This window comes from Novosphingobium sediminicola (assembly GCF_014196525.1).
GTDB classification, from domain to species: Bacteria; Pseudomonadota; Alphaproteobacteria; order Sphingomonadales; family Sphingomonadaceae; genus Novosphingobium; species Novosphingobium sediminicola.
In genome coordinates, this window is record NZ_JACIDX010000008.1 from 134,888 (window position 1) to 161,239 (window position 26,352).

General features: G+C 64.0%; 23 protein-coding genes and 1 tRNA gene. 20 read left to right on the top strand and 4 right to left on the bottom strand.

Going from position 1 to position 26,352, the window contains the following annotated elements; translation table 11 throughout:
- The first annotated feature begins 105 nt into the window (after positions 1 to 105).
- The 7 genes from GGR38_RS11685 (at position 106) to GGR38_RS11715 (ending at position 11,316) form a co-directional block, all read left to right on the top strand.
- Positions 106 to 507, top strand: a complete 402-nt coding sequence (locus GGR38_RS11685; protein ID WP_183625707.1) for a hypothetical protein — start codon at positions 106 to 108, stop codon at positions 505 to 507.
- Entirely contained in the window at positions 507 to 1,220 is a 714-nt protein-coding gene (locus tag GGR38_RS11690; protein WP_183625709.1) for a nucleotide-binding protein, read from the top strand. The genes GGR38_RS11685 and GGR38_RS11690 overlap by 1 nt, the downstream gene beginning before the upstream one ends.
- Positions 1,217 to 5,797: a UDP-forming cellulose synthase catalytic subunit gene (gene bcsA / locus GGR38_RS11695; RefSeq protein ID WP_343059086.1), complete on the top strand. Its 4,581-nt coding sequence runs from the start codon at positions 1,217 to 1,219 to the stop codon at positions 5,795 to 5,797. Before GGR38_RS11690 ends, bcsA begins: the two co-directional genes overlap by 4 nt.
- Positions 5,794 to 9,336, top strand: coding sequence for a cellulose synthase subunit BcsC-related outer membrane protein (locus GGR38_RS11700; RefSeq protein WP_343059087.1), 3,543 nt, complete (start codon positions 5,794 to 5,796; stop codon positions 9,334 to 9,336). Before bcsA ends, GGR38_RS11700 begins: the two co-directional genes overlap by 4 nt.
- 13 nt (positions 9,337 to 9,349) lie before the next feature.
- The gene (bcsD, locus tag GGR38_RS11705) at positions 9,350 to 9,853 is read left to right on the top strand and encodes a cellulose biosynthesis protein BcsD (RefSeq protein WP_183625711.1); all 504 of its coding nucleotides are present in this window, start codon (positions 9,350 to 9,352) and stop codon (positions 9,851 to 9,853) included.
- Complete coding sequence (locus GGR38_RS11710; protein ID WP_246404530.1) at positions 9,843 to 10,934, top strand: family 8 glycosyl hydrolase; 1,092 nt, start codon at positions 9,843 to 9,845, stop codon at positions 10,932 to 10,934. The genes bcsD and GGR38_RS11710 overlap by 11 nt, the downstream gene beginning before the upstream one ends.
- A gap of 79 nt (positions 10,935 to 11,013) precedes the next feature.
- Positions 11,014 to 11,316 (top strand): GNAT family N-acetyltransferase, encoded by a 303-nt coding sequence (locus GGR38_RS11715; protein WP_183625713.1) that lies wholly within the window; start codon positions 11,014 to 11,016, stop codon positions 11,314 to 11,316.
- Positions 11,317 to 11,428: 112 nt separating this feature from the next.
- Here the strand turns inward: GGR38_RS11715 and GGR38_RS11720 are convergent, their stop codons facing one another.
- The gene (locus GGR38_RS11720; protein WP_172340674.1) at positions 11,429 to 11,605 is read right to left on the bottom strand and encodes a CsbD family protein; all 177 of its coding nucleotides are present in this window, start codon (positions 11,603 to 11,605) and stop codon (positions 11,429 to 11,431) included.
- A 223-nt stretch (positions 11,606 to 11,828) separates the two neighbouring features.
- Between GGR38_RS11720 and GGR38_RS11725 the strand changes: the two genes are divergently transcribed.
- Genes GGR38_RS11725 through GGR38_RS11740 form a run of 4 tightly spaced genes read left to right on the top strand, consistent with a single transcriptional unit; the run spans position 11,829 to position 15,109 of the window.
- Positions 11,829 to 12,107 carry a hypothetical protein gene (locus GGR38_RS11725; protein WP_183625715.1) on the top strand — a complete coding sequence of 93 codons (279 nt, stop codon included), beginning with the start codon at positions 11,829 to 11,831 and terminating at the stop codon, positions 12,105 to 12,107.
- A gap of 1 nt (position 12,108) precedes the next feature.
- Positions 12,109 to 13,569, top strand: coding sequence for a sensor histidine kinase (locus GGR38_RS11730; RefSeq protein ID WP_183625717.1), 1,461 nt, complete (start codon positions 12,109 to 12,111; stop codon positions 13,567 to 13,569).
- Positions 13,566 to 14,006 (top strand): response regulator, encoded by a 441-nt coding sequence (locus tag GGR38_RS11735; protein WP_183625719.1) that lies wholly within the window; start codon positions 13,566 to 13,568, stop codon positions 14,004 to 14,006. The genes GGR38_RS11730 and GGR38_RS11735 overlap by 4 nt, the downstream gene beginning before the upstream one ends.
- On the top strand, positions 14,006 to 15,109 hold the full coding sequence (locus GGR38_RS11740; RefSeq protein ID WP_183625721.1) for a histidine kinase dimerization/phosphoacceptor domain -containing protein: 1,104 nt from the start codon (positions 14,006 to 14,008) through the stop codon (positions 15,107 to 15,109). Before GGR38_RS11735 ends, GGR38_RS11740 begins: the two co-directional genes overlap by 1 nt.
- A gap of 54 nt (positions 15,110 to 15,163) precedes the next feature.
- On the opposite strand, the gene GGR38_RS11745 is transcribed toward GGR38_RS11740, so the two are convergent.
- Positions 15,164 to 15,814 (bottom strand): sigma-70 family RNA polymerase sigma factor, encoded by a 651-nt coding sequence (locus tag GGR38_RS11745; protein ID WP_183625723.1) that lies wholly within the window; start codon positions 15,812 to 15,814, stop codon positions 15,164 to 15,166.
- A gap of 223 nt (positions 15,815 to 16,037) precedes the next feature.
- Here GGR38_RS11745 and GGR38_RS11750 point away from each other — a divergent pair, with 223 nt between their 5' ends.
- From GGR38_RS11750 to GGR38_RS11770, 5 genes are all read left to right on the top strand, one after another.
- Positions 16,038 to 16,850, top strand: a complete 813-nt coding sequence (locus GGR38_RS11750; protein WP_183625725.1) for a response regulator — start codon at positions 16,038 to 16,040, stop codon at positions 16,848 to 16,850.
- 66 nt (positions 16,851 to 16,916) lie between these two features.
- Positions 16,917 to 17,132 (top strand): NepR family anti-sigma factor, encoded by a 216-nt coding sequence (locus GGR38_RS11755; RefSeq protein ID WP_183625727.1) that lies wholly within the window; start codon positions 16,917 to 16,919, stop codon positions 17,130 to 17,132.
- Positions 17,133 to 17,229: 97 nt separating this feature from the next.
- Positions 17,230 to 17,382: a lmo0937 family membrane protein gene (locus tag GGR38_RS11760; protein WP_183625729.1), complete on the top strand. Its 153-nt coding sequence runs from the start codon at positions 17,230 to 17,232 to the stop codon at positions 17,380 to 17,382.
- A gap of 23 nt (positions 17,383 to 17,405) precedes the next feature.
- Positions 17,406 to 17,663, top strand: coding sequence for a GlsB/YeaQ/YmgE family stress response membrane protein (locus GGR38_RS11765; RefSeq protein WP_172340684.1), 258 nt, complete (start codon positions 17,406 to 17,408; stop codon positions 17,661 to 17,663).
- Positions 17,664 to 17,788: 125 nt separating this feature from the next.
- Positions 17,789 to 19,561 (top strand): SLC13 family permease, encoded by a 1,773-nt coding sequence (locus GGR38_RS11770; RefSeq protein ID WP_183625731.1) that lies wholly within the window; start codon positions 17,789 to 17,791, stop codon positions 19,559 to 19,561.
- Between the two features lie 30 nt (positions 19,562 to 19,591).
- Here GGR38_RS11770 and GGR38_RS11775 read toward each other — a convergent pair whose 3' ends face one another.
- A complete protein-coding gene (locus GGR38_RS11775; protein ID WP_172340686.1) occupies positions 19,592 to 19,843 on the bottom strand; it encodes a GlsB/YeaQ/YmgE family stress response membrane protein in 252 nt (83 codons plus the stop codon).
- 211 nt (positions 19,844 to 20,054) lie between these two features.
- Between GGR38_RS11775 and GGR38_RS11780 the strand changes: the two genes are divergently transcribed.
- Positions 20,055 to 21,185: an OmpA family protein gene (locus GGR38_RS11780; protein ID WP_183625733.1), complete on the top strand. Its 1,131-nt coding sequence runs from the start codon at positions 20,055 to 20,057 to the stop codon at positions 21,183 to 21,185.
- Between the two features lie 164 nt (positions 21,186 to 21,349).
- Complete coding sequence (locus tag GGR38_RS11785) at positions 21,350 to 23,449, top strand: phosphocholine-specific phospholipase C (RefSeq protein ID WP_246404534.1); 2,100 nt, start codon at positions 21,350 to 21,352, stop codon at positions 23,447 to 23,449.
- 81 nt (positions 23,450 to 23,530) lie between these two features.
- Here the strand turns inward: GGR38_RS11785 and GGR38_RS11790 are convergent.
- Positions 23,531 to 23,621 (bottom strand) — tRNA-Ser (locus GGR38_RS11790).
- Positions 23,622 to 23,696: 75 nt separating this feature from the next.
- Here GGR38_RS11790 and GGR38_RS11795 point away from each other — a divergent pair.
- Positions 23,697 to 24,623, top strand: a complete 927-nt coding sequence (locus tag GGR38_RS11795) for a peptidylprolyl isomerase (protein ID WP_183625735.1) — start codon at positions 23,697 to 23,699, stop codon at positions 24,621 to 24,623.
- Positions 24,624 to 24,885: 262 nt separating this feature from the next.
- On the top strand, positions 24,886 to 26,325 hold the full coding sequence (gene zwf, locus GGR38_RS11800) for a glucose-6-phosphate dehydrogenase (RefSeq protein WP_183625918.1): 1,440 nt from the start codon (positions 24,886 to 24,888) through the stop codon (positions 26,323 to 26,325).
- Positions 26,326 to 26,352 lie beyond the last annotated feature (27 nt).

Sequence of the window (26,352 nt, forward strand, 5' to 3'; positions counted from 1 at the left end):
ATCCCCTGCAAGTCCAATAAGTGCCCCCTTGGACTATGCAAAACTTAGCTCTTTGTTAACCAATTTTATGCAGTTTTATAGGGGAACAAACCTAGGGGTCGATTCATGCGTAAGGATGTGGCCAATCTGCTGGCCAAATTGGGCAAGCGGGAATTCCATTACCAGGAATTTGCAGATCGCTTCAGCGATGTCGAACTCTGGCCCCTGTTTGAAACGTTGATCCACGATCCGCGTATCCTTAACGCTCCTCCGGCCGAAGATAATGCCGAAGCCGCAGTGACCGCCAACGCGGCCCCGGCGGCGAGCCCGGCCGCGACCGCCACGCTGGCCGCGATCACCCCGGCCCGGCCCGAAAGCGAAACCTCCGGCGGCGAGGCAACCCCGACCTCCAAGGATCTGAGCAACCTGTTCGCCCGCTATGGCGGCCAGAACGCCGAAGACGCACCCGGCGATGTCCATGCCCTGCTGCAAAAGCTGGCCCAGCAAATCGAACAAGGAAAGCTCTGATGCCGCTGATCCTTTGCCATTCGCCCAAGGGCGGCGCCGGCACCAGCTTTGTGGCCGCCCATCTTGCCATGGCCCTGGCCGAGGCCGGGCATGGCGCCACCGCCATCGACATGACCCGTCAGGACAGTCTCAAGCTCTATTTCGGCCTCAAGCCGATCAGCGAGATCCCCGATCTGGAAGCGCCTGAGAATCAGGGGCTGACCATTGGCGGTGTGTCGCTGCGTCAGGGCTGGCGCGCCACGCACGCCCCGGCCTTTGCCAATGCGCTCGACAATGGCGAGCTGCCCTTTTCCGGCGGCACTTTCGTGGTGGCCGATATTGCCAGCGACGATACCGTGCTGCGCGATCAACTGCTGCCCCATGCCTCGCTGATGGTGGTGCCGGTTTCGCCTACCGCGCTGGGTCTGGCCGCGCTGACGCAGGTGATCCCCGGCACACCGCTGATCGATCTGGACTATACCGCCTTTATCATCAACCGGCTGGATGAAACCCGCCGCTTTGCCCGCAACGCCCACAGCTTCCTGCGCGAATTGCTGGGCGGCAAGCTGATCGGGTCGATCCACGAGGACGAATCGGTCAACGAAGCCGCCGCCATGGCCAAGCTGCTGCCCGCCCATGCCCCCGCCAGCGGGGCTCTGGCCGACATTCGCACGCTGGCCAAGACCATTGCGCAGGTCTGCGCTCCCCCTCAGGCAGAGGAAGATGCGGCGTGATCGACTATCTCCCCAAGATCGGGCGCTTGTTCGGATGGGCGCTGCTGGCGATGATCGCCGTGGCGGTCATCACCGTGCCGCTGGATGCCAAATCGCAATGGCAATTTGCGGGCGCCACGATTGTGGGCGCGCTGATCATCAACCGCTGGAAATCGCAAAAGGGCGCGCTGGCCATCGGCCTGCTCTCGCTGATCGTGTCCACCCGCTATCTGTTCTGGCGCACGACCCAGACGCTGTCCTTTGGCGCCCCGCTCGAAGCAATGCTGGGCACGGGCCTCTATCTGGCCGAAGCCTATGCATGGGTCATCCTCGTGCTGGGCTTTATCCAGACCAGCTGGCCGCTCTATCGCCCTGTGGTCGAACCTGCGGGCGATCCTTCGCAATGGCCCACGGTGGACGTCTATATCCCCACCTATAACGAGAGCCTCTCCATCGTGCGCAACACGGTCTATGCCGCGATGGACATGGATTATCCGGCCGACCGCTTCAACGTCTATATCCTGGACGATGGCAAGCGCCCGGAATTCAAGGCTTTTGCCCGCAAGGCAGGCTGCGGCTATATCACACGCGACAACAATCTGCACGCCAAGGCGGGCAATATGAACGCGGCGATGAAGAAGACCGACGGCAAGCTGATCGCCATCTTCGACTGCGACCACGTGCCCACCCGCTCGTTCCTGCAGCTCTCGGTCGGCTGGTTCGACAAGGACCCCAAGCTGGCGCTGATGCAGACGCCGCACCACATGTATTCGCCCGATCCGGTCCAGCGCAATCTGGGCAATGTGGTGGGCGACATGCCGGGCGAAGGCGATCTGTTCTATGGCCCGGTGCAGGGCGGCAACGACCTGTGGAACGCAGCCTTCTTCTGCGGCTCCTGCGCGATCATCCGCCGCGAGGCGCTGGAAATCACCAATGGCTTTGCCGGTGAAACCGTGACCGAGGACGCCCATACCGCGCTCAAACTGCAGCGCATGGGCTGGAACACCGGCTATCTCGAAGCGCGCCTGTCGGCCGGTCTTGCCACCGAACGCTTCGTTCTGCACATCGGCCAGCGCATCCGCTGGGCGCGCGGCATGACCCAGATCCTGCGCATCGACTGCCCGCTGTTCGGCAGGGGGCTGAGCATCACCCAGCGCCTTTGCTATCTCAACGCGATGATGCACTTTCAGTTTCCGCTGCCGCGCATCGTGTTCCTGACCAGCCCGCTGGCCTATCTGCTCTTTGGTCAGAACATCATTCAGGCCTCGGCCTCGCTGATCTTCGCCTTTTCCGCGCCCCACCTCGTCTGTTCGCAGGTGTTCAGCGGCCGTTCGCAGCTTGGCTGGCGCCGTCCGTTCTGGGGCGAGGTCTATGAAACCATGCTGGCCTTCCATCTGGTCAAGCCCACGGTGATGACCTGGTTCCAGCCGCGCAAGGGCAAGTTCAACGTCACCGACAAGGGCGACCTGCTGGACCAGACCTTCTTCGACTGGGCGATTGTGAAGCCCCATCTGGTGGCCATCGCGCTGCTGGCCGGGGCGGTCTCGATGGGCTGGATCAAGCTGCTGTTCTTCCAGTCCAGCTTCAACATCCAGATCGACACGCTGCTGCTCAACACCGCATGGGCCTCCTTCTCGCTGATCATCCTGCTGGCCGCCGTCTCGGTGGCGCGCGAAACCCGTCAGGCGCGCAAGGACATCCGCATCCATGCCGAACTGCCTGTTACGCTCTATCTGAAGTCGGGCCATGCCATCACCGGCGTCACGCGCGACATCTCGATGGGCGGCGCGGCCATTGTATTGCCCGCCGATCTGCCGGTGCGCGAACCTGAATTGACGCATATCGCGCTCGATATGGACGCTGATCGACTGGTTATTCCTGTGGATACTATTCGCACGGCGCGCGGATACGCATTTGTACGGTTCCACCCGCTGGACATGGCCATGGGCCGCAAGCTAGTGCGTGCCGTTATGGGACGGGCGGATGCGTGGCAAATGTCGGCACCCGACCCGGTTGGGGAACTGCGGTCTGTGAAAGATATTCTTGCCGTCGATCTGATGACGTTGAAGCGCCTGCTTGGTCTGAATGTCGAAGAACGCCGCCGGATGCGCGCCCAGCGTGCGCAAATGGCCGCCGCCAACGCCGAATTGCCCACAAAGGCAATCCCGGTGGCCAAGGAAGCCGTCAAGGACAAGCCGATGGCGCGTCCCGAAGCATCGGCCGAAGCTGTTGAGGCCGAAGCGCCCGTGGCCGCCCGCCCGATGCTGATGGCCCGCCCGGTGGCCGGCATCAAGGCTGCGGCCTGCCTGCTGGCGGTGCTGGGCGCCTCGATGATGGTCCCGCATGATGGTCTGCGCGCTCAGGCTCCGGTGGCGGCGGCTGCGGCCACCGCCGCTGCGCCCCCGACCGACGCCGCCGCTGCGGCCGCCCCGCTGATCACGGCGGGCACCACCGGCACGCGCCGCGAACACCTGACCTTCAAGGATCTGCGCATCAAGACGCCGATCCGTCTGGCCGGTACGCGCGGCGAAATCGGCATTCCCTTTGGCATGCGCCCCAACGATATCGTCACCGACGCGCTGGTCACGCTGCGCGCGGCATGGAGCCCGGCGCTGCTGGGCGATGTGTCGCAGCTGGTCGTGCTGCTCAATGGCGAAGTGGTGCAGACCGTCCCCCTGACCCGCGACAATGCGGGCGGCATCACGCTGAAAATTCCGGTCAATCCCGCGCTGTTCCTGCCCGGCGACAATCAGCTCAACCTGCGTCTCGTCGCCCATTACGCCCGCGATTGCGAGGACCCGTTCCACTCCTCGCTCTGGGCCAATGTCAGCAATGTTCAGTCCGGCTTTGACCTGACCGTGCAGTCCCTGCCCAAGGCGCCCGATCTGGCCAGCCTGCCCGGTCCCTTCTTTGACCGCCACGACAATGGCGCGCTGCGCCTGCCCTTCGTGTTCGCCGCCGCGCCCACGCATGGCGATCTGGAGGCCGCCGCCAGCATCTCCTCGTGGATGGGCAGCCTTGCCTCCTATCGCGGCTTTGCCTTCAAGCCGATGGTGGGCCGCCTGCCCACCGGCAATGCCATCGTGTTCATGAAGGCTCCCGGTCTGGGCCTCAACGTGCCGATCAACGGCGCAACCGCCACGATGATCCGCAACCCTGCCGATTCCAGCGGCATGCTGCTGGTGATTGCCGGGCGCAATGATGCCGAAATCCGCCTTGCCGCCGCCGCTCTGGCCAGCGCCAAGGGCATTCCGGGCGGCGCGCAGATGAGCTTTGACAATGCCCGCGTGCCCACATGGCCGCGCTATGGCGCGCCGCGCTGGCTGACCACGGGCCGCGAGGTCAAGCTGGGCGAGGTCATGGCGCCTTATGCGCTGGTGGGCATGGGCCTGCCGCCGGGTCCGCTGGCCGCGCGTTTCCGTCTGGCTCCCGACCTGTTCTTCTGGCCCCGTCAGGGCGGTTCGCTCAGCCTGGGCTATATCTATCCCGACGCTAAGTGGCTGGACCGCGAAGGTTCGCGCATGGACGTGTCGATCAACGGCCAGTTCCTGAAAACCCTGCCGCTGACCGGCATGAGCTGGTGGCAGCGCCTGTGGTATGGTTCGGGCGCCAACAGCGTCAACGGTCGCGGCAGCGTCGGCCTGCCCCGCTATAACCTGTTCGGCTCGAACGAGGTGGTCTTCGACTATAACCTCATCATGGCCGACAAGCAGAAGTGCACCGGCACGCTGCCCGACAATGTGCGCGTGGGCCTCGACCCCAATTCGACGATCAACCTGACCGGCGCATGGCACGGGCTGCAAATGCCCGATCTGGCCAGCTTTGCAGGCGCGGGCTATCCTTTCACCGTGCGTCCCGACCTGTCGGAAACCGTGGTGATCATGGACGAACACCCCAGCGAACCGGCGATCGAGGCTTTCCTCGACATGATGGGCCGCCTGGGCGATTCGACCGGGGTGGCCACCACGGGCGTCACCGTCTCGATGGGCGGCAATGGCGAACAGGCCGCCGACCATGACGTGCTGGTGATCGGCAGCGCCAATCTGGCGGGCGGCGCGCTGTTCGCCAATGCGCCGCTGCGTAACGAAGGCGGCACGCTCAAGGTCACCGAACGCTCGCCGCTGCAATATGTCGAAAGCCTGTTCGGCGGCTGGGGCAAGGACAATAAGGAAGACGTCGAGAACACCGTCTATGCCTCCAAGGGCTTTAACGGCATCGTCGCTTTTGAATCGCCCTTCTCCTCGGGCCGCAGCGTGGTGGCCCTGATCGCCGATGACACCGCCACCCTGCCCCAATTGGTCGACGGCATGAATGACGACAAGATCAACGCCCAGATTCAGGGCGACCTTGCCGTGACCACGGGCGACGGCATGAACAGCTTTGCCATCGGCCCGCGCTATTGGGCCGGCAGCCTGCCTTTTTGGATGAAAACCGCCTATTGGTTCAGCCAGCGCCCGCTGTTGATGGCGCTGAGCGGGGTGCTGATCGCCCTGTTGCTGACGGGTCCTGTCTATCTGATCTTTGCCCGTCAGGCCAAGGCGCGCCTGCAAGGCGAAACGCCTGCCGACCTTAACCAGCACAAGGGAGACAAGAAGTGAGCCCCGCCTTTAATCGCCGCGCGCTGCGCTGGAATACCGGCGTAGCCCTTGCCGCAGCGATGTTGGCCGGCGGCCTTGCCTCCGCGCCGGTTCATGCGCAGGCATCGGGGGTCAAGACCCTGCTGGATCAGGCCCAATATTGGGAAGGCAAGGGGCGTCACGATCTGGCCGTGCAGGCATGGCGCCGCGCGCTCGAACTGGACCCGGCCAATGCGGTGGCCAAGCGGGCGCTTTCGCCCGCCGCAGCGCCCGCCCCGACGCCCCAGCCGACCCGCACGCTGGCGGCCATGCCCCAGCCTGCGCGCGCTCCGGCCCCGCGCCCGGTAACGCCGCGTGCCGCGCCTGCTCCGGCCTCCGCATCGGTGGTGGCCGAAAAGCCCGCGCCGCGCCCTGCCGCGCCTGCCGGACCTTCGGCGGCGGACCGTGCGGGCCAGTCGCGCGTGGTGGGTTTCCGCGCGCTTCAGGACAATGATCTGGACAGCGCCGAGCATCAGTTCCAGTCGGCCCTTGCCCGCAACAAGCGCGACGCCGATGCGCTGGGCGGGCTTGGTCTGGTCGATCTCAAGCGCGGCCGCTTTGCCCAGGCCCGCGATCAACTGGCGCAGGCCAGCCAGTTGGGCGATGCGTCCAAGTGGAAGGAAGCGCTGGAATCGGCGCGCTATTTCGCCTCGCTTCAGGAAGCGCAGGCGATGGTCACGCGCGGCGCTCTGGACGATGCGCGCAAGGCCGCCGAGGCGCTGATCCGTTCGGGCTATGCCGAAAATGGCGGGGCCTATGAATTGCTGGCCGACATTTACGAACGTCAGGGCCGCTATGCCGATGCCGCCGACCTCTATCGTCAGGCGGGCGGCGAAGACACGCCCAATGGCCAGCGCCTGCAAAGCCGCGCAGCGCGCGGGGCGGCCCTTTCGGCGGCGGCGCGCGGCGATGATTTCGGAGCGGAACAGGCCTTTCAGCAGGGTATCATGCTGGACCAGAGCGATCCGTGGATCCGCTATGAATTCGCCCGCTTTATGATCCGCCGGGGCCGCGTGCCCGAAAGCGAGAGCCTGATCGCCTCGCTGGCTTCCTCGACCGATCCTGATGCGCTCTATGCCGCCGCGATGCTCAATTCCGATCTGGGCCGCACGGCCGCCTCGCAAGGGTTGATCGACCGCATTCCCGACGAGGCGCGCTCGGCCCCGATGCGCAATTTCGCCATCGGGCTGAAGATCGACACCGCCATCATCCGCGCCAAGCAGATCGGCGCCAATGGTCAGAAGGGCGAAGCCGTCGGCGTGCTCAAGCAACTGGGCGGCACCAAGGGCCTTTCGCCGATCAAGCAGGCCGCGATTGCCGAGGCGCTGCTCGATCTGGGCGACAATTTCGATGCCGCCTCGATGGCGCAGCAGGCGATCAACGGGCCGGTGGCGGAAATCGCGGGCTATGAAGCGATCCTGCGCGTGGCTGTGCGCACCGGGCGCGATGATCTGGCGCGCACCGCGATGGCCAAGGCGACGCAATTGGCCGCAGGCGACCCCAATGGCCAGCGCGCCGTGGCCCGCATGGCCGCCAGCGCGGCGGCCCAGCAGGCCGACCGCCTGCGTCAGGCCGGTCAGTTCGCGCAGGCCTTCGACGTCCTCCAGACCGCCTTTAACGCCGCGCCCGACAGCCCGGAAATCCTCTCCTCGCTGGCGCGGCTCTATCAGTCGGGCAAGATGAACGCCCGCGCGGCCCAGACCTTCCAGATGATTCTGGTGCGCGATCCCAAGAATCGCGATGCGCTCTCGGGCCTGATGGAAACCGCGCAGGCGGCGGGCGACAAGAGCCTGAGCCAGCAGGCGCAGGCGCAGTTGCTGCGCGAAAATGCCAATAATTACGAAGTCTGGCTGGCCGCCGCGCGCACCGAACAGGCACGCGGCAATGCCTCGGCCGCCACGCGCTATTTCAAACAGGCTCGCGAGGTCTATCAGCGCAGCAGCGGGACGAATAACGGCGCCAATCCCTTTGCGTCCTCGCCCTTTGCCGCCGATGGCGCACAGGTGGCTCAGCAGGCGCCCGACGCCAACCCCTTCCGCGCGCAGCAGCAGCAGCAGCAGCAGCCCACCGCGCCCGCCATGCCCAATCCCTTCACCCTGGGCGGCGGCACGCGCCTGCAGATGAGCGCGCCCCAGCAGCCCAGCAGCTTTGCCCCCCAAAACGGGGCCGCACAGGGCGGTTTTTCACCGCAGGGCAATTATGGCGTGCAGCAGGTTCCGGCTGCCTATCAGGGCAATAATTTCACCCCGCAGTCGGCCCCCGCTCCGGCCACATGGGGCGGTCTGCCGGGCAATGGCTTTGCCGGAGGCGCCCAGAATAACGCCGCCCCTTTCGCGGCAACCCCGCAAGCACCCGTCGATCCGGTGCTGGCGGGAATTGAACGCGACATTGCAGGGCTTGCCGCCGACAATGGCCCGCGCGCCGAGGTCAACGCCTCGTTTCGCGCGCGCAAGGGCGAAACCGGCCTCTCGCAATTGAGCGAGATGAAGACCAATGCCCAGCTTTCCACCGGGCTTGGCCGCGGCCGCGTGTTTGCCCGCGCCGAAGCGGTGGTGATCGATGCCGGGCGTCCGACGGGTTCGGGCCTTGCGCGCTTTGGCACCAATGCCACGATCGAGGCGCAGGCCATCGTCAACAAGGTGGCCTCCGCTCTGGTCAATGCCGAAACCCAGCGCGCCTCGGGCGTGGCGCTCAGCGCCGGCTATGCCGACAAGCTGGTGCAGGTTGAAGGCGGCACGACGCCGGTGGGCTTTGGCAACACCCGCGCCACATGGCGCGTGGCCGTCACGCCGCAAATGTCCGAACACGCCACCGCGCGCGCATGGTTCGAACGCAAGCCGGTGACCGACAGCGTCGTCTCCTATGCCGGGACGCGCGATCCGGTCACGGGCCAGACCTGGGGACAGGTGATGCGCACCGGGGGCGGTGTTGGTTACTCGTATGAAAACAATGGCAACGGCGCCTATGGCGACGTCAGCTATAACCGCTATAACGGCACCAATGTGCTCTCGAACCGCAATGTCGAGGTCAATGTCGGCGGCTATATGCAGGCATGGCGCGATGAACATTCCTCGATTACCGCGGGGATGAACATCAATTACCAGTCCTATGCCAACAACCAGAACCAGTTCACATGGGGTCAGGGCGGCTATTTCAGCCCGCAGAGCTTCCTCGCGCTCAGCTTCCCGATCCGCTATGCCTATCAAAAGGGCAATCTGGATCTGAAGGTGGCGGGCACGCCGGGCTTCCAGAGCTTCTCGCAGAACCGCACCGATCTGTATCCGGGCGATCCGGCGGCGCAGGCCACGCTCAACGCTCTGAAGGCCGCCAACAGCGATGTTCGCAACTATTACGACAGCCTGAGCAAGACCGGCTTCGGCATGTCGGCCCAGACCTCGCTTTACTATCGCATCGGCCCGGCCACCCGCGTTGGCGGCGAGGTCAGCTATAACACTTTCGGCAATTATGACGAATTCCGTTCGATGCTGGGCATTCGTCAATCCCTTGGCAACACCAAATAAGGGGGGCATTCACATGAGGCTTGCATATGACGGGACACCCAAGGGGGGAGGCACGATGGATGACATGCCTTTGCCGCCGCTGACCTCGGATCGCGGACTGGCGGTGATTGCGGCGCTGGCGGTATCGGAAATCTTTGCCAATGCGGGCAAGGATCAGGCGCAGGGCTTCTTTCGCGCCGTGGGCCAGCGTCTGGCCCGGCAGAACCCGATCCCCGCCATGCGCGACCTGCGCGAGCTTCAGGGCGCGGTCAACGCGGTCTGGGCGCGCGTCGGGCTGGGCGAGGCGGAGATCACGCTCGACCTGCAAGGCGTGCTGATCCATCATCACGAGGCGCCCGCCACCATCCCCTATGATCCCGATTTCAACTGGGGCGCTGCCTTGCCCTCGCTGTTGCTGGGGGCCTATGACGGATGGATGCGTGCCATGGGCAGCCCCGAGGCGTTGCAGACCCGCCTGTTGTCCTGTGCGGACAACATCATTGAAATCCGCCATGGCGCAGAGATTGATGCAAGATAAGAACATGCTGTTCGACCGTCGCCATATGTTGATGGCCGCCAGCGCCGCCCTGATGGTGGGCTGTTCGCGCAAGGGGGAGGGCAAATCCGTGACCCCGGAAGCATCGACGGGCGGGCAGAAGTCTTTTGACGGCCCGAAGACCATGGACAGTCCGAAGAATCTGGACGGCATGTGGACCAGCTTTCGCCAGATCTATCTGGATGCATCGGGCCGGATCGTGGACACCGGCAACGGCGGGATCAGCCATACCGAGGGTCAGGGCTATGGCATGTTGATGGCCGTGGCAGTGGGCGATCGACCGGCGTTCGAGGCCATGTATAACTGGACGCAGGCCCATCTGGCCCGTGCCGACATGGCGCTCTATTCGTGGCGTTTCGATCCGCGTTCCAACAATCCGGTGGCCGACCCCAACAATGCCACCGATGGCGATATGCTGATCGCGCTGGCGCTGGCGCGGGCGGCGCGGCGCTGGGGCGTGGCGGCATGGGAGGCACGCTCGCGCCAGATCCGGCAGGCGATCCGCGAACATCTGGTGATCGCGCGCGGGGGCCAGCATTATCTGATGCCGGGCATTGCGGGTTTCGATCTTGGCGACCGGCTGATGATCAACCCGTCCTATTACATCTTTACCGCGCTCGATGCCTTTGCCGCGCTGGATGGCGCGGCCACATGGGGTCCGGTGATCGCGACGTGCGAGAACGTGCTGCGCAAGGCGCGGTTTGGCGTGCATAATCTGCCTACAGACTGGGTGGTGGTGGGCGCCGACGGCATGCCCCAGCCCGCGCCCGACAAAGCGCCGCAATTCGGCTTTGATGCGGTGCGCGTCGCGCTTTACGCGGTGGCGGCTCGGCGCGGCGCGCTGGTGGCGCCGATTGCCGATTACTGGCGGGCAAAACAGGCCGGCGGCCAGACGATCCCGGCATGGGTGGATGTCTATTCCGGGGCCGAGGCGCCCTTCCCGCTCTCGCCGGGCGGGCTCAACGTCGTGCAGCGGACTTTGAACCTGCCGATGAAGACCGAGGCGCTGGCGCAGGATTATTACGGCTGCGTGCTGCAATTGCTGGCGCGACATTTGAGGTGAATGCCCTCTGGGCGTCTGCGCTGAACACCTTGCGCAAAGGGGCGGCCCGACCCATCTTTTCCGGTAAAGGAGAATATGGATGACCGCCCCTCTCACCTTGAAACCGGTTACGTTGAACGCTCAGGCGCAACGTTTCGAGATGCCGATTGAGGAAAACGCCCTCGCCTTTTGCACCTATCGGCAGGACGCGGGCGGGGCCTATCATCTGCTCCATGCCGAGGTTCCCCCTGCCTATGAAGGGCGCGGGATCGGCGGGGCGCTGGCGAAGGGTGTGTTCGAACTGGCGCGGGCGCAAGGGTTGAAACTGACGCCGCACTGTTCCTTCATGGTTGCATGGGCTGCGCGCCACCCGGAATATGGCGACGTGCTGACCTCGCCATAATGGCCCGGAATAACACGGGACCAGAATAACGCTGGCCCCGCTCTCGCCAGCGGGGCCAACGCCCTGCCCTGCCCGGCACACGCCGGGCGGTCAGCTTATGCGGGCGCTCAGCTTATTCGCCGATGGCGGCCTTGGCCTTGCCTGCGGCGGTCTGAATCTTGCCCTTGGCGTCCTGCGCCGCGCCTTCCGCGGCCAGTTTGACGTCGCCCGTTTCCTTGCCGATGGCTTCCTTCGCCTTGCCGACCAGCGAGTTGGTGGCGCCCGAAATGCGATCGCTGACAGAACCCATGATACGTCTCCTGCGAAATGAATGGATCAATGCGAAGACCGCGGTTTGTTGCCTGACAGGCGGGCCTTCATGGGATGGAATGACGCGCGGCAGGCAGGGTTCCGCCGATAGATTATTTTTGATCATCGCGGTGCAGGCATGAAACCTTTTGCGATCTGGCGCGTCTACATGCCTGATGGAGCGGGGGAAGAACATGGATGTCAGGCCGAGGGGCGCTTGCTTCATGCTTGCAGCCGGTTTTTTGCTTGGCGCCTGTTTCCTGTTGGGGGGCTGCCTCGACAGCAGGGGACAGGACGACGTCTGGTATGGCTATTACTATGACGATCTGCGCGATAATGCCGAGGGCGCCATCTCCCGCCCCTATAAAACTGCGCAGGAATGCCGCATCGCGATGCAGGATTATACGATGGAGGCCAAGGTGACCTCCGGCTTTGCCTGCGCGCGCGGATGCGCTTCGGCGCGCGACGGGGCGATTGCCAACTGTCGCGAGGTGGTGCGCTGATATGGTGCTGGACCTGCGCGCTCCCATCGCCTTGCGCGGCAAATGGATCGGCATGATCCTTCTGGGCTTTGTCGCGCTGGCCGGGATCGTGGGTTCGGCGGCAATCCTGATGACGATGAACCAGCGCCAGATGGACGGCGTGGCCCATGCCTATCAGGTCGAACGGCAGGTTTCGGCCATGCGCGTATCGCTGCTGCGTATCGACAGTTTTCGCCGCAAAAAGGACATTGAGCGGCGCGCCGACGAATTGAAAACCTATCGCACAAGGCTGGACAGCGCGATTGCCAGTTTCCGCACGCTGACCAGCGACAATCCACGGCAACAGGCCCGCGTGCCCTTGCTCGAAGCCCTGCAGGCGCAGGTGCTGCTCGATGTGGGGGCGATCACCAAAGAGGAATTTGGCGAATCGATCCGGGTCGAGGACCCGCTGGGCATGCTCGACGTGCTGACCAAGGCGATGCAGGATGAGGAATTGCGCCTGCAACGGTTTCGCAACGCGGAAATGCGGCGGATTCAATATGGGTTCTATGTCGTGCTGGGGGCGGCAGGCCTGTTGCTGATCGTGGTGGGACTGCTCACCTTTGTCAGCCTGCGCCGTTTCACCCGCGATCTGGTCAATTCGCGTCAGGCGCTGCGCGACGCCAATGCCGGGCTGGAACTGGCCGTGCAGGAGCGCACCGCCGATCTTAAACGCGCCAATGGCGAACTTCAGCGCTTTGCCTATATCGTCAGCCATGATCTGCGCTCGCCGCTGGTCAATGTGATGGGCTTTACCTCGGAACTGGAAATCGCGGCGAAGCGGCTGGGCGAAATGCTGGAGGAGGCGCGCAAGACCCGCCCCGAAACGCTGTTTCCCGGCACGGACGAACTGATCGAACAGGATTTGCCCGAAGCGATCCATTTCATCCGCACCTCCACGCAAAAGATGGACCGGCTGATCAACGCCATCCTGCAACTATCGCGACAGGGCAGCCGCGCGCTGATGCCGGCATGGCTGGATATGAACCGGCTGCTGGCCGATGTGGTTGAAACGCTCAAGGTGCGGGCCGAACAGGCCGGGGCGCAGATCATCATCGCCCCCAACCAGCCCGAGATCTATGGCGATCGGGTGGCGATCGAACAGATCCTGTCCAACCTGATCGAAAATGCGATCAAATATAACCAGCCCGGCCGCCCGCCGATCATCGAGGTCACGGGCCGACGCATCGGAACCCATGCCGAATTTCGCGTGACCGACAACGGGCGCGGCATCGATCCGGGCGATTTCGAGCGTGTCTTCGACCTTTTCCGTCGCTCGGGCGCACAGGACCGGCCCGGCGAAGGCATCGGACTGGCGCATGTTCGTGCGGTGGTTTATCGTCTGGGCGGGTCTATCCTGATTGAATCCGAACTGGGTGTCGGATCGACCTTCATCCTCTCGATCCCGCTGCATTATTCCGAGGAGCAGAGTCAGGTCTCATGAGCAATCCATTGCCTGTCACGATTATCATGATCGAGGACGATCTGGGCCATGCGCGCCTGATCGAAAAGAATATACGTCGTGCCGGGATTTCCAACCATATCACCCATTTCGACAATGGCACGGCGGCGCTGGAATTCCTGTTCAACCCGACGCAGGATCCCGCACGGCGGGGACCGGTGCTGATCCTGCTGGACCTCAACCTGCCCGATATGAGCGGCACGGCGGTTCTGGCGCGGATCAAGGAGGCGCCCGAATTGCACCGCACGCCCGTTGTCGTGCTGACCACCACCGACGACAGGGTCGAGATCCAGCGCTGCTATGATCTGGGCTGCAATGTCTATATCACCAAGCCGGTGAATTATGAGAGCTTTGCCGAAGCGATCCGCCAGCTTGGCCTGTTCCTCTCGGTCATCCAAATTCCGGAAAGCGGTGGCTGATGCCTCTCTCGGAATCGCGCGTCCTCTATATTGACGATGACGAGGGGCTGTGCCGACTGGCCAAGCGCCACCTCGAAAGGCAGGGCTGCGAGCTGACCTATGCGCTCTCGGGCGCGGAGGGGATCGAACTGGCCCGGGCGGAGCCTTTCGATCTGGTGGCGCTCGATCACTTCATGCCGGGCATGGGCGGGCTGGAAACGCTCGAACTGCTGATGGCGCTGCCCTCGCCGCCCGGCGTGATCTATGTCACCGGATCGGACGAAACGGGCGTGGCGGTGGCCGCGCTCAAGGCGGGCGCGGTCGATTATGTGGTCAAGACCGGCAGCGGCGATTTCTTCGAACTGCTGACCAGCACGCTGCATCAGGCGCTGGCCACCTTGCGCCTGCGCCAGCAGAAGGAGCAGGTCGAACAGCAATTGCGCGACACCAATGTTCAACTTGAAGCGTTACTGCATGAAATGAACCATCGCGTGGCCAACAGCCTGCAGATGGTTTCCTCGCTGGTCAGCCTGCAATCGCGCCGGGCGACCGGACAGGAGGCGCGCGCGATGCTTCAGGATGTGCGCCACCGCATTCAGGCGATAGGCCGCATCCATCGCCAGCTCTATACGGGCGAGAGCTTTCACGCGGTCAATATGCGCGATTATCTGGAAGGCATGGCGCGCGATCTGACCGGCACGTTCTCCAGCGAGAACATCCGGCGCTCGATCAAGGTGATGGCTCAGGATGCCTCGCTGCCTGCAGCAATGGCGGTAACGCTGGGCGTGCTGGTCAATGAACTGGTCAGCAATGCCTGCAAATATGCCTATGGCAAGGAGGAATCGGGCGAGGTCCGCATCCGCTTCGACCTTGAAGGCGCGGATGGCTATCACCTGCGCGTCGAGGATGACGGGATCGGTTTGTCCGGCATGAACGACGGCCTGAACCCCAAAGGGACCGGCCTGGGATCACAGATCGTAACCGCCATGGCCCGATCACTGGGGGCCAAGCACAGCGTTACGAGCGAAGGGAAAGGATTGCAGGTGGATATTTACCGCGCGCCCTCATCCCTGCCGCCCTCGACCTTGCCGGAAACCGCAAGCGCGGTCGATTCCACGAGCTGATGTCGGGGGATCGCCGGTGGCCTTTATACCACCGGCGATCCCCGGCAGGCGGGATCAGGCCGCCCGGGGCATGGTCAGATGCGCTGGCGCAATCTGCCGAAATTGCGTGATGAATGCCTCCAGCACTTCACCCTCCAAGACGAAGTTATGGCGGAAATCGGGCAGCACCCCGCCCTCCAGCACCGCAGACAGGGCCGCGCGGGCGCGCGCAATCCGGCTCTTGACGGTGCCGACGGCCACGCTGCAGATTTCGGCGATTTCCTCATAGCTGACGGAACCCACCGCCATCAGGATAAGCACCTCACGCTGGGCATCGGGCAGCGTTTCGAGCGCGCGCAGCACGTCCGCAGCCTCCAGCTGGCTTTCCTGATCGCCCGGCGTGTTCAGGATGGTTTCGGCCACGCTTTCATCATAATCGCCCACAAAGCGTTCGCGGCGCAATTGTCCGAAATAGTGATGGCGCAGAATGGTAAAAGTCCATGCCCGGAAGCTGGTGCCCCCGACATAGCGGTCGCGCGCGGCCCATGCCTTCATCAGCGTTTCCTGGGCCAGATCGTCGGCCCGGTCGCGATTGCCGCACAGCGTGCGGGCAAAGGCGCGCAAATGGGGGATGGCCGCCGTCAGTTCCTTGTGAAACTCGGCATCGCTCAGCGGTGCACCGGATACGGCACTGTTCTTGCCGCCTTTTTCGGATCGCTCGGTCATGCGAAATTTCCTTTTTAGGTCCTCACAAGCGCTAACGTCCCGATTACGCGAAGGTTCCATCGCGGGGGCATGCTGAAATTTATAAAATTTTCTTTTATTATCATATGTATAATTAGAAATCCTGCTCCCGCGTAAAAATTTTGTCGCAATTTGCACGGTCAGCGGAACCTGTCGCGCGCTGAGCTGTTTGAAAAGCAGGCCACTACTCGCTGCGAGGACATCCATGACTTTGATCACTGAGCGCGCCGGTTCTTTTCGCAAACCTGGCGATCTTGCCGCCTCGCTGCCCTATCTGCGCCGCTATGCGCGCTCGGTAACCGGGCGTCAGGCCAGCGGCGATGCCATCGTGCGCGCCACACTCGAAGCCTCGCTGCAGGACCCCGCGCTGCTGGCCGAAATCAACAGCGGTGCAGTCGGCCTGTTCCGCGCTTTTACCAAAGTATGGACCACCAGCGACGCCGGTTTCGCGCGCGGGGCCGAAAGCTTCGCCGCCGAAACCGCCTCGCAGATCGCCCGCGTGCCCAGCTTTCCCCGTCAGGCGCTGCTGCTCAACCAGCTTGAGGATTTCTCGATTGCCCAGACCGGCGAAATTCTGGGGGTGAGCGAGGAGGAGGCCGCCGATCTGGTGCAGCAGGCGATTGCCGATCTGGCGCTTGACCGGCCGGTCGATGTGCTGATCATCGAGGATGAGACGCTGATCGCCAGCCATCTGGAGGATATCGTGGCCGATGCAGGCCACCGCGTGATCGGCAACGCCACCACCGCCGCCGAGGCTCAAACGATCTTTGCCGCCAAGCGTCCCGGCCTGGTGCTGAGCGACATGCAGTTGGCCGATGGCAGCTCGGGGGCCGATGCGGTGGATTCAATCCTGCGCATCGGCGATGTGCCGGTGATCTTCATCACCGCCTTTCCCGAATTGCTGTTGACGGGCGAGCGCCCCGAACCGGCTTTCCTGATCGGCAAGCCCTTTCGCGATGAAACCGTGCGTGCCGCAATCAGCCAGGCGCTGTTTTTCGGATCGCATGTAGACAAATAGCCGTCGAGGCGCTGTCATTGGCGCGGTCGATATGCAATGTTTCGATGAATGGAATGGGACAAGCCCGTGAAAGAAGTTCCTCCCTTCAACGCCGATGGGGCCAAGGCGGTCGTTGAAATCCCCGCGCCCTCCCCTTCGGTTTCTCCGCAGGCATCCACCACGGCGCCCCCGCCCGCGTGGAGCCAGGATATCCGCGCCTATTACCATGCTGCAGCCGAAGAACCGGTGCCGCAGGATTTTGTCGACCTGATGGCGCAGATCGCCAAGCAGATCGAAAAATAACCCCGCATTCCGCAATGGAACCTCTGCCCGCTCTGGGTATTTCTTTTCTGTAATCGTCCTCTGGCGATCACCACGAAAGAAATAAAGGAGGAAAGCGATGCTTCTTTTTCTTGCCATTGTGCTGGTTATTGCGTGGATCGGCGGCTTTGCCGTGTTTCATGTCGCAGGCGCGCTGATCCATCTGCTGCTGATTTTCGCCATCGCCTCCTTTGTGATTCATCTGATCACCGGGCGCTCCTCGGTCAGTTGAACATTACAGGAAAGGAGAAAGACATGGGTATCATCATCTGGCTCCTCTCGGGCGCGTTCGTGGGCTGGCTGGCCAGCCTGATCATGCGCCGCGACGGGCAACAGGGCTTTCTGGGCGACATGGTGGTGGGCATTGTGGGCGCCTTTATCGGCGGGCTGCTGTTTGCAGGCGGCACAATCAACGACGGCGTGATCTCACTGGGCACCATTCTGGTCTCGGTGGTGGGCGCGGTGGTCCTTTTGGCCATTGTCAATCTGGCTCGGCGCGGTTCGCTGCGCTGAGCCTGCCCGGCTCCTTCACCCTGTCCACCCTCTATGCACAAAGCCATAGTGAGATATAACCAGCTTGTGTTGTCACGATTCCCGCCCCGTCCTGCTCCGGTCTGCATCGATATGACCTTGCGTTCATGACCTATGCTCAAGGCCTGTCCTTTGCGCTGCTGCTGGGCGCCATTGCGATGTTTGTGTGGGGGCGGTTTCGTTATGATCTGGTGGCGCTGGTCGTGCTGGTCATTGCGATGGCCACCGGCGATGTTCCTGTCAAACAGGCCTTTACCGGCTTTACCAGCGATGTTGTCATCATCGTCGGTTCGGCGCTGGTGGTCAGCGCGGCGATTGCCCGCTCCGGCGTGATCGAATGGGCGGTGGGGCCGTGGCTGGAGCGGCTGCGCACCGCCCAGGTTCAGGTGCCGGTGCTGGCAGGAACCACCGCGATCCTCTCGATGCTGACCAAGAATGTGGGCGCGCTGGCGATCCTGATGCCGGTGGCCTTGCGCATCGGGCGCAAGACCGGCACATCGCCCGCCAGCCTCCTGATGCCGATGGCCTTTATGTCCTTGCTGGGCGGGCTGGTCACTCTGGTGGGCACATCAACCAATATCATCGTCAGCCAGATCCGCCAGCAGGAGCTGGGCCGCCCCTTTGCCCTGTTCGATTTTGCGCCGGTCGGTCTGGTGCTGACGGCGCTGGGCCTGCTGACGGTCAGCGTGGCGTGGCGGCTGCTGCCCAGCAAGCGGCAGGGCGCGGCCGGTCTCGATACCGCCTCGGCCCAGACGCGTTATACCACCGAGGCGCGCATCACCCCGGAACTGGCGGAGAGCGGCGTAACCATCGCGGATCTGCGCCTCAACGATGAGGGGGTGATGCTGCGGCGGCTGATCGGGCCGGATGGGGCGGCGCGCCCCGCCCTGCCCGACGCCGCGCTTCAGGCGGGCGGTTGTCTTGTGCTGGAGGGGCAAGACGAGGCGCTCGATCGCCTGTTCGCCCGCGTGCCGCAACTGCATGGGCGCGAAACGCGGCGGATGAGCAAGCCCGAACCCGGCGAGGAAATGCGCAGCATTGAGGCGGTAGTGCAGGAACACTCGCTGCTGGTGGGCCAGACCGCACAGGAGGTCGGCCTTTATGACCGTTTCGGCGTCCATCTGATGGGCATCGGCCGCAGCCAGGAGCGGATCACCGAAAGGCTGGACGAAACCGCCCTGCGCGCGGGCGATGTGCTGGTGCTGCGCGCGGGGGAAAGGGCCCTGCCCGCCATCCTGACCGATCTTGACCTGCTGCCCCTGTTCGAGCGCCATGTGAAACTGGGCGACCGGCGGCAGAGGTTTTTACCGATCATCGTGCTGGCATGCGCGATGGTGATGGTGGCCTGCGGGGTGGCGCCGGTGGCGGGGGCCTTCTTCGGCGCAGCGGTGATGATGATGGTGGTGGGCGCGCTTTCCCCGCGTGAGGCCTATGGCGCGCTCGAACCCGAAGTGCTGGTGCTGCTGGGCGCGCTGACGCCGATCAGCGAGGCGGTGCATCACAGCGGCGGCACCGAAATCATCGCCCATGTGATGACCGGTCTGCTTGACGGCATGGCGCCGATCCTTGCACTGGGGCTGATGATGGCGGCGGCGATGGTCTGCTCGCCCTTTCTCCATAATGCGCCCACGGTGCTCCTGCTGGGGCCGGTGGCGGTCGGCGTGGCGCGCGGGCTTCATCTCAATCCCGACGCGTTTCTGATGGCAGTGGCCACGGGCGCGGGATCGGATTTCCTGACGCCTGTGGGCCATCAGTGCAACACGCTGGTGATGGGGCCGGGCGGCTATCGCTTCGGCGATTACTGGCGGCTGGGCCTGCCTTTGTCGATCATGGTGATTGTCGCGGGGACGCTGGCCATCGACCTGTTCTGGCCCTTGTAGGCGCGCGCGATCAGGCGCGCGCCAAGGCTTTCAACGCAAAGATCCGCGCCGAAACAGATTGACCAGACCCAGCAGCACGATGGCGCCCACCAGCGAGACCGAAAAGCTGCCGATGGTCAGCGGGCTGTTGTTGATATCCCCGTGCGAGAACATCAGCCCGCCGATAAAGGCGCCGACCACGCCGATGACGATATTGCCGAACAGGCCCATGCTTTCGCCCATGATCATGCCCGCCACCGCCCCGACCAGCGCGCCGATGACAAGCCATAAGAGAATGCTCATCGTAACTCTCCTTGATTGACTGATATGCCATCAACAGCAGTCGGGGCGCGATGTTCCATGGCCTGTTGCACGCGGGGCCATGCTGCGCCCGCATAAAGACGTAAATTTGCAGAGCGGGCATGCAACCTTCCCGCGCTTCGATTCTTTCATCCTCAGCGCGCAGGCACAACTCGCCAACGAAAAGGCCTGCGGTATGGAAGGAAGGAAACCCATGAGAAATCTTGTTCTTGCGGCCGCGTTGGCCTCCTCCGCTCTGGCCACCACAATTGCCACCACCGCCCATGCCGAAACCGGCCCCTATGTGACGGTCGAAGGCGGCGCAGTGCAGCATGAGCGCATCGACATCCGTGACGGCAGCGGCAATTTCCAGCGCAACAACCGAGCCAAGCTGGGCTGGCAGGCGGGCGGCGCGGTCGGCTATGACTTTGGCAATTTCCGCCTTGAGGCCGAGGGTTTCTATGACAAAACGGCGCTGAGAAGCGAATACCGTCCCAACGGCACCCCGCTGCCCAATGGCTATTTCAACAATGGCAACGGCTTTTACGGCCATACCGAAACCACCGCCGGCATGGTCAACGCGCTGTTCAGCGTGGGCAAATGGGGCATGTTCAAGGCCTATGCCGGCGCCGGCGCGGGCTATGCGCGAGTGGATGTGTGGGCCGACAACGGCACCGTGGGCGGCCTGCGCGGCCATGACGAAGGCTTCGCCTGGCAGGCGCTGGCAGGGATCAGCGCGCCGCTCAGCAAGAATGTCGACCTGGGCATAAAATATCGCTATTTCCGCCCCGAGGACGCCAAGCACTTTGCCGACCGCGACGGCGCGTTTCAGGGTGCCAAGGTCCGCAGCCATGCCGTGCTGGCCACGCTGACCTACAATTTCGGCCGCGCCGCCGAGCCTGCGCCCGAACCCGCACCGCCGCCGCCCCCGCCGCCGCCCGTGGCCGAGGCTCCGCCGCCGCCCCCGCCCCCGCCGCCGCCGCCCGCTCCGGTCTGCAACAAGGGGCCCTATATCGTGTTCTTCGACTGGGATAAGTCGGAGCTCACCAGCGAGGCGGCCAGCATTCTGGACAGCGCGGTTCAAGCCTACGGCAATTGCGCCAGCGTGCCGGTGATGGTGGCCGGTTATACCGACAGTTCGGGCACGCCCAAGTATAACCTCGGCCTGTCGGCCCGCCGCGCGGACTCGGTCAAATCCTATCTGACCAGCCACGGCATCGGCAGCGCCTCAATCACCACGCAGGGCCTTGGCGAAGCCAACCAGCGCGTGCCCACCGCCGATGGCGTGCGCGAATTGCAGAACCGCCGCGTGGAAATCACCTACGGGCCGGGCGCAGGCAACTGAGCCAGCCACCCCGCAACGAAAAGGGCCGGAGCAATCCGGCCCTTTTTTAGTGCAACGCGAAAACGCCATAAAACCAGCCCACAGCAATGTCGCGCAATGACGCATGGACATTGCCCGCCCCGCGCCCAATCTGCGCGGCATCAGCCATAGCCAAGAGGACCGTCATGCCAGCCGAAAAGGAAGCCTATAGCGGCGCAAACGCGATGCAGGACCGCCGCAGCTTCATCCGGGCCATGATGGAAACCGCAGGCGCGGCGGCCGCATTCACGCCTGCCATCGCCCGCGCGCTGGAAATCCCGGCCGACCGCCGCACAGGCACCTTGCAGGATGTGGCCCATGTGGTGATCCTGACGCAGGAAAACCGCTCGTTCGACCATTATTTCGGCACGATGCGCGGGGTGCGCGGCTATGGCGACCGCTTTGCCGTTCCTGCCCCGCCGCTGCCGCTGGCGCCCCATCGCTCCGTGCTGTTGCAACCCAACGAACATGCCGAGGCCGACCCTGCGCTGATCGCCCCGTTCCGGCTGGACACGGGGGTTGATTTCCGCCTCTATCGTCCGCTGGGCACGCCCCATATCTTTCCCGACAGCCAGGCCGCATGGGACAATGGCCGGATGGGCGCATGGCCCCACGCCAAGCACAATCACGCCATGGCCCATTTCACCCGCGCCGACCTGCCGTTTCAATATGCGCTGGCCGAGGCCTTTACCCTGTGCGACGCCTATCACTGCTCGATGCATGGCGGCACCAACCCCAACCGCCTGTTCATCTGGAGCGGCACGCATGATCCGCTGGGCCGGGGCCATGGGCCTGCGCTCGACAATGGCTATGACACGATGGAGGCCGATCCGGCGCATCACGGCGGCTATCGCTGGATGACCTATCCCGAAAGGCTGATGGCGGCGGGCATCGGTTTCCAGATCTATCAGGACATGGCCGACAATTTCTCGGACAACCCGCTGGTGGGTTTTGCCGCCTATCGCGCGGCCCGTTCCGGCCTGTCGCGTGAGACGGCGCTGCTGGCCCGGCGGACACTGGCCACGCGCTCGCTCGATGATCTGCGGGGCGATGTCGTGGGGGGCCGCCTGCCCCCGGTTTCGTGGATCGTCGCGCCCGCCGCGCAATCGGAGCATCCGGGCGCCTCCACGCCCCTGCAGGGCGCCGATTACACCGCCCGCGTGCTCGATGCGCTGACCGCCGATCCTGCGGTCTGGGCGCGCACGGTGCTGCTGGTCAATTTCGACGAGAATGACGGCCTGTTCGACCATATGCCGCCCCCCGCGCCGCCCGCACGCGTCGACGGCCGGATGATCGGAGCCACCACCATCGCGGCCGAGGACGAATATCACCGCGTCTCGCATAATGCCGGGGATGCGGCCTATCTCGACCGGCCCTATGGGCTGGGCATGCGTGTGCCGATGTACGTGATCTCGCCATGGAGCAAGGGCGGCCATGTCGCCTCCGAAGTGTTCGATCACACCAGCATCCTGCGTTTCCTGGAGGCGCGCTTTGGCGTGGCCGAGCCCAATATCAGCGCATGGCGGCGCGCGGTTTGCGGGGATCTGACCTCGTGCTTTGATTTTGCCGCGCCCGACACACAGGCTTTCATGGCCGCCATGCCCGCCACCGCCGATCTGTCGCGGCGCGCGGCGGGGCTGGTCGAGGTGGCCCCGCCGCTGCCCGCGCAATGGACCGCCCCGGTGCAGGAAACCGGCCTGCGCCCCCGGCGGGCAACGCCCTACCGTCTCGATGCGGCGCTGACGGGGGGACGGCTGGTCTTTGCCAATCGCTCGGCGGCGCGGGCGGCGGTGTTCCATGTCTATGATGTGGCAAGGCCCGACCTGCCCCCGGCGCGCTATACGGTGGGGGCGGGGCGCGAACTGGCCCATGATCTGGGTGGTACGCAGGCCGATCTCTTCGTGATCGGGCCCAATGGATTTCACCGCCGCCTGACCGGCCCCGCCGACCGCTTCACCGCCAGTCTGAGCGATGCCGCGCAATTGCTGATCCGTAATCAGACCTCGGCCCCGCTCTCAATCACGATCCGCGATGCCGCCTATGGCGCGGCCCCTTTAACGCTCACCCTTGCCCCGCATGAAGCGCGCAGCATCGCGCTGGACCTGTCGGCCAGCCATGGCTGGTATGACCGGCGGATCGAGGCAGGCGATCAGGTCTGGCGAATGGCGGGCCATATCGAGACGGGCAAGGCATCCTTTTCCGACCCGGCGGGCGGCGGCCCCGGCCCGCTCAACCTGTCAGGCTAAAGCTCGACGACGCGGCATCGCACGGCCAAAGCGCGGGGCAAATCCGTGGAGAGATCAGGGGATCGTGGTCGGAAAGGGCAATGGCGGAGCGGCAGGGATTCGAACCCTGGATACGCTTTTGGCGTATACTCACTTTCCAGGCGAGCGCCTTCGACCACTCGGCCACCGCTCCGCATGCACTGGAAGGCAGGCCCCTAGCGATGAAACGCGGCTTGCGCAAGAGAGGGCGCGCAGGCAGATTGCCTTGATGCGCAAAAAGATTGTTCTGTCCGCCGCCTTTGCCCTTTCTGTCACGCAGATGGCCATGGCGGCCCAGCCGGAAAAGCCCAAAACCCGGCCCAGCGCCGAGATCATCAAGGCGGCCCCGGCGGGCGACTGGCGCGAGATCGACCCGGCGGACCTGCTGGTGATGACGCTCGCCCCGGATAGCAGCGGCAAGCCGCGACAGGTGATCATCCAGCTATTGCCCGCGCCCATCAGTCAGGGCTGGATCGGCAATATGCGCAAGCTGGCCGCCGCGCATTGGTGGGACAATGGCGCGGTCTATCGGGTTCAGGACAATTGGGTCGCGCAATTTGGCGATCCCGACGAGGATACGCCCCAAGCCAAACCCCTGCCGTCCGGCTTGGCCAAGGTGCCGCAAAGCGACTATCTGCTGCGCGCCTTTGCTGCGCCCGAATATATCAATCCGGGCCGCGATGCCTATGCGCCGCACACGGGCATCGACATGGGCTTCCACATGGCTTTTGACGACAGCCATGTGTGGCCCACCCATTGCTATGGCTCGGTGGGGGTGGGGCGCAACAATGCGCCCGACACCGGCATGGGGGCCGAACTCTATGCCGTCATCGGCACGCCGCCGCGCCAGCTTGACCGCAACATTGCCGTGGTGGGCCGGGTGATCGAGGGGATCGAGCATCTCTCCTCCCTGCCCCGCGCGCCGGGCAACGGCATGTATAATGACAAGGCCAAGAACACGCCGATCCTCTCGATCCGGCTGGGCAATGAGCTGCCCCCTGCCGATCAGCCGCATTTAGAATATCTCTCCAGCGCCAGCGCCTCGTTTCGCGATTATGTGAACGCGCGGGTCAACCGGCATGACGATTTCATCATCTATGCCCCCGGCAGTGCCGACATCTGCAACATCCCGATTCCCATCCGGCGCAAAGGGTGAGATGCGGCGATAACAGGCGGGGATGAGCCGCCCCGCGCCCTTGCACGGCGGATGGCGAAAACCTATTCATACCGCAAATTCGTATTCAAACCCTAGGATTTCCGCGCCATTCCCGGGCGATGAACTGGCGCAAACCCCATCATGGCGCTAGATCATCCGGGCAATGGGCCACCACCAAGGCGGCCCGATGAACCATGGCGCGGAAGCACTCCAACCCAAGGAGAATGCCGTGACAGTCGTGACACCCGAGGGGACTCCATCGATGAGCTTTACCGCCGACAAGCTGCTGCTGTTTGGCGCCACCGGCGATCTTTCGCAGCGTATGCTGCTGCCCTCGCTGTGCGCGCTCCATGCCGACGCTCTGGTGCCGGAAAAGCTCAACATCATCGGCACGGCGCGGTCCGAGCTTGATGACGATGGCTTCCGCAATTTCGCGGCCGACGCCTTGAACAAATTCCTGCCCGATTATCGCAAGAGCGCGATTCCCGGCTTTCTTCAGCGACTGACCTATCAGGCGCTCGACGCGAATCAGACCGCGCAATTTGCCGATCTGGCCGCCAAGGTCGGCCCGCGTCAGGATGGTCTGGCGATCTTCCTGTCCACCGCGCCCAGCCTGTTCGAACCCACCATCGCGGGCCTTCAGGCCAGCGGCCTTGCCGACGAGACCAGCCGCATCGGCCTTGAAAAGCCGCTGGGCACCGATCTGGACACCAGCCGCCATATCAATGACGCGGTGGCCTCGGCCTTTCCCGAAGACCGCATTTTCCGCATCGACCACTATCTGGGCAAGGAAACCGTCCAGAACCTGATGGCGCTGCGCTTTGCCAATATCCTGTTCGAGCCGATCTGGAACGCGCATTATATCGAGCATGTCCAGATCACCGTGGCCGAAACCGTGGGCCTTGAAGGGCGCGTGGGCTTTTACGACGGCGCGGGCGCGCTGCGCGATATGGTGCAGAACCATATGCTGCAACTGCTCGCCCTTGTCGCGATGGAGCCGCCCAGCCGGTTCGATCCGGCCGCGATCCGTGGCGAAAAGACCAAGGTTCTGCGTAGCTTGCGCACCGTTGCCGCAGGCGACACCGTGACCGGCCAGTACCGCGCGGGCGCGATCGACGGCGCCTCGGTGCCGGGCTATGCCGACGAATTGGGCAAGCCTTCGGCCACCGAGACTTTCGTGGCGATCAAGGCGCATATCGACAACTGGCGCTGGAAGGGCGTGCCCTTCTATCTGCGCACCGGCAAGCGTCTGCCCAAGCGGACCACCGAAATCGTCGTGCAGTTCCGCCCGGTGCCCCATTCGATGTTTGCCCAGCGCGGCGCGATTGCCCAGCCCAACCGGCTGGTCATCGGCATCCAGCCGGAAGAAAACATCACCTTCACCACCAATGCCAAGGTGCCGGGTCTGGATCGCGGCGGGCTTCGCCTGCGCGAGGTGCCGCTCGACATCAGCATGGAAGACGCCTTCGCAGGCCCGACCAAGCGCATTGCCTATGAGCGCCTGCTGCTCGACCTGATCGAGGGCGACCAGACGCTGTTCGTCCGCCGCGACGAGGTTGAGGCGCAATGGGCCTGGATCGACGGCGTGCGCAAGGTGTGGACCGACAATGGCATCACGCCCAATCCCTATGGCGCGGGAAGCTGGGGGCCGACCGCCGCCATCGCCCTTGCCGCCAAGGATGGCGTGGCGTGGCACGAATAATCGGGCACGAATAACGATAGGATATAG

What these genes read in the sequence shown, in the direction of transcription:
- GGR38_RS11685 (WP_183625707.1), top strand. Translation starts at nt 106, where the DNA reads ATGCGTAAGGATGTGGCCAATCTGCTGGCCAAATTGGGCAAGCGGGAA.
- GGR38_RS11690 (WP_183625709.1), top strand. Translation starts at nt 507, where the DNA reads ATGCCGCTGATCCTTTGCCATTCGCCCAAGGGCGGCGCCGGCACCAGC.
- bcsD (WP_183625711.1), top strand. Translation starts at nt 9,350, where the DNA reads ATGAGGCTTGCATATGACGGGACACCCAAGGGGGGAGGCACGATGGAT.
- GGR38_RS11710 (WP_246404530.1), top strand. Translation starts at nt 9,843, where the DNA reads ATGCAAGATAAGAACATGCTGTTCGACCGTCGCCATATGTTGATGGCC.
- GGR38_RS11715 (WP_183625713.1), top strand. Translation starts at nt 11,014, where the DNA reads ATGACCGCCCCTCTCACCTTGAAACCGGTTACGTTGAACGCTCAGGCG.
- GGR38_RS11720 (WP_172340674.1), bottom strand. Translation starts at nt 11,605, where the DNA reads ATGGGTTCTGTCAGCGATCGCATTTCGGGCGCCACCAACTCGCTGGTC.
- GGR38_RS11725 (WP_183625715.1), top strand. Translation starts at nt 11,829, where the DNA reads ATGCTTGCAGCCGGTTTTTTGCTTGGCGCCTGTTTCCTGTTGGGGGGC.
- GGR38_RS11730 (WP_183625717.1), top strand. Translation starts at nt 12,109, where the DNA reads ATGGTGCTGGACCTGCGCGCTCCCATCGCCTTGCGCGGCAAATGGATC.
- GGR38_RS11735 (WP_183625719.1), top strand. Translation starts at nt 13,566, where the DNA reads ATGAGCAATCCATTGCCTGTCACGATTATCATGATCGAGGACGATCTG.
- GGR38_RS11740 (WP_183625721.1), top strand. Translation starts at nt 14,006, where the DNA reads ATGCCTCTCTCGGAATCGCGCGTCCTCTATATTGACGATGACGAGGGG.
- GGR38_RS11745 (WP_183625723.1), bottom strand. Translation starts at nt 15,814, where the DNA reads ATGACCGAGCGATCCGAAAAAGGCGGCAAGAACAGTGCCGTATCCGGT.
- GGR38_RS11750 (WP_183625725.1), top strand. Translation starts at nt 16,038, where the DNA reads ATGACTTTGATCACTGAGCGCGCCGGTTCTTTTCGCAAACCTGGCGAT.
- GGR38_RS11760 (WP_183625729.1), top strand. Translation starts at nt 17,230, where the DNA reads ATGCTTCTTTTTCTTGCCATTGTGCTGGTTATTGCGTGGATCGGCGGC.
- GGR38_RS11765 (WP_172340684.1), top strand. Translation starts at nt 17,406, where the DNA reads ATGGGTATCATCATCTGGCTCCTCTCGGGCGCGTTCGTGGGCTGGCTG.
- GGR38_RS11770 (WP_183625731.1), top strand. Translation starts at nt 17,789, where the DNA reads ATGACCTATGCTCAAGGCCTGTCCTTTGCGCTGCTGCTGGGCGCCATT.
- GGR38_RS11775 (WP_172340686.1), bottom strand. Translation starts at nt 19,843, where the DNA reads ATGAGCATTCTCTTATGGCTTGTCATCGGCGCGCTGGTCGGGGCGGTG.
- GGR38_RS11780 (WP_183625733.1), top strand. Translation starts at nt 20,055, where the DNA reads ATGAGAAATCTTGTTCTTGCGGCCGCGTTGGCCTCCTCCGCTCTGGCC.
- GGR38_RS11785 (WP_246404534.1), top strand. Translation starts at nt 21,350, where the DNA reads ATGCCAGCCGAAAAGGAAGCCTATAGCGGCGCAAACGCGATGCAGGAC.
- GGR38_RS11795 (WP_183625735.1), top strand. Translation starts at nt 23,697, where the DNA reads ATGCGCAAAAAGATTGTTCTGTCCGCCGCCTTTGCCCTTTCTGTCACG.
- zwf (WP_183625918.1), top strand. Translation starts at nt 24,886, where the DNA reads ATGAGCTTTACCGCCGACAAGCTGCTGCTGTTTGGCGCCACCGGCGAT.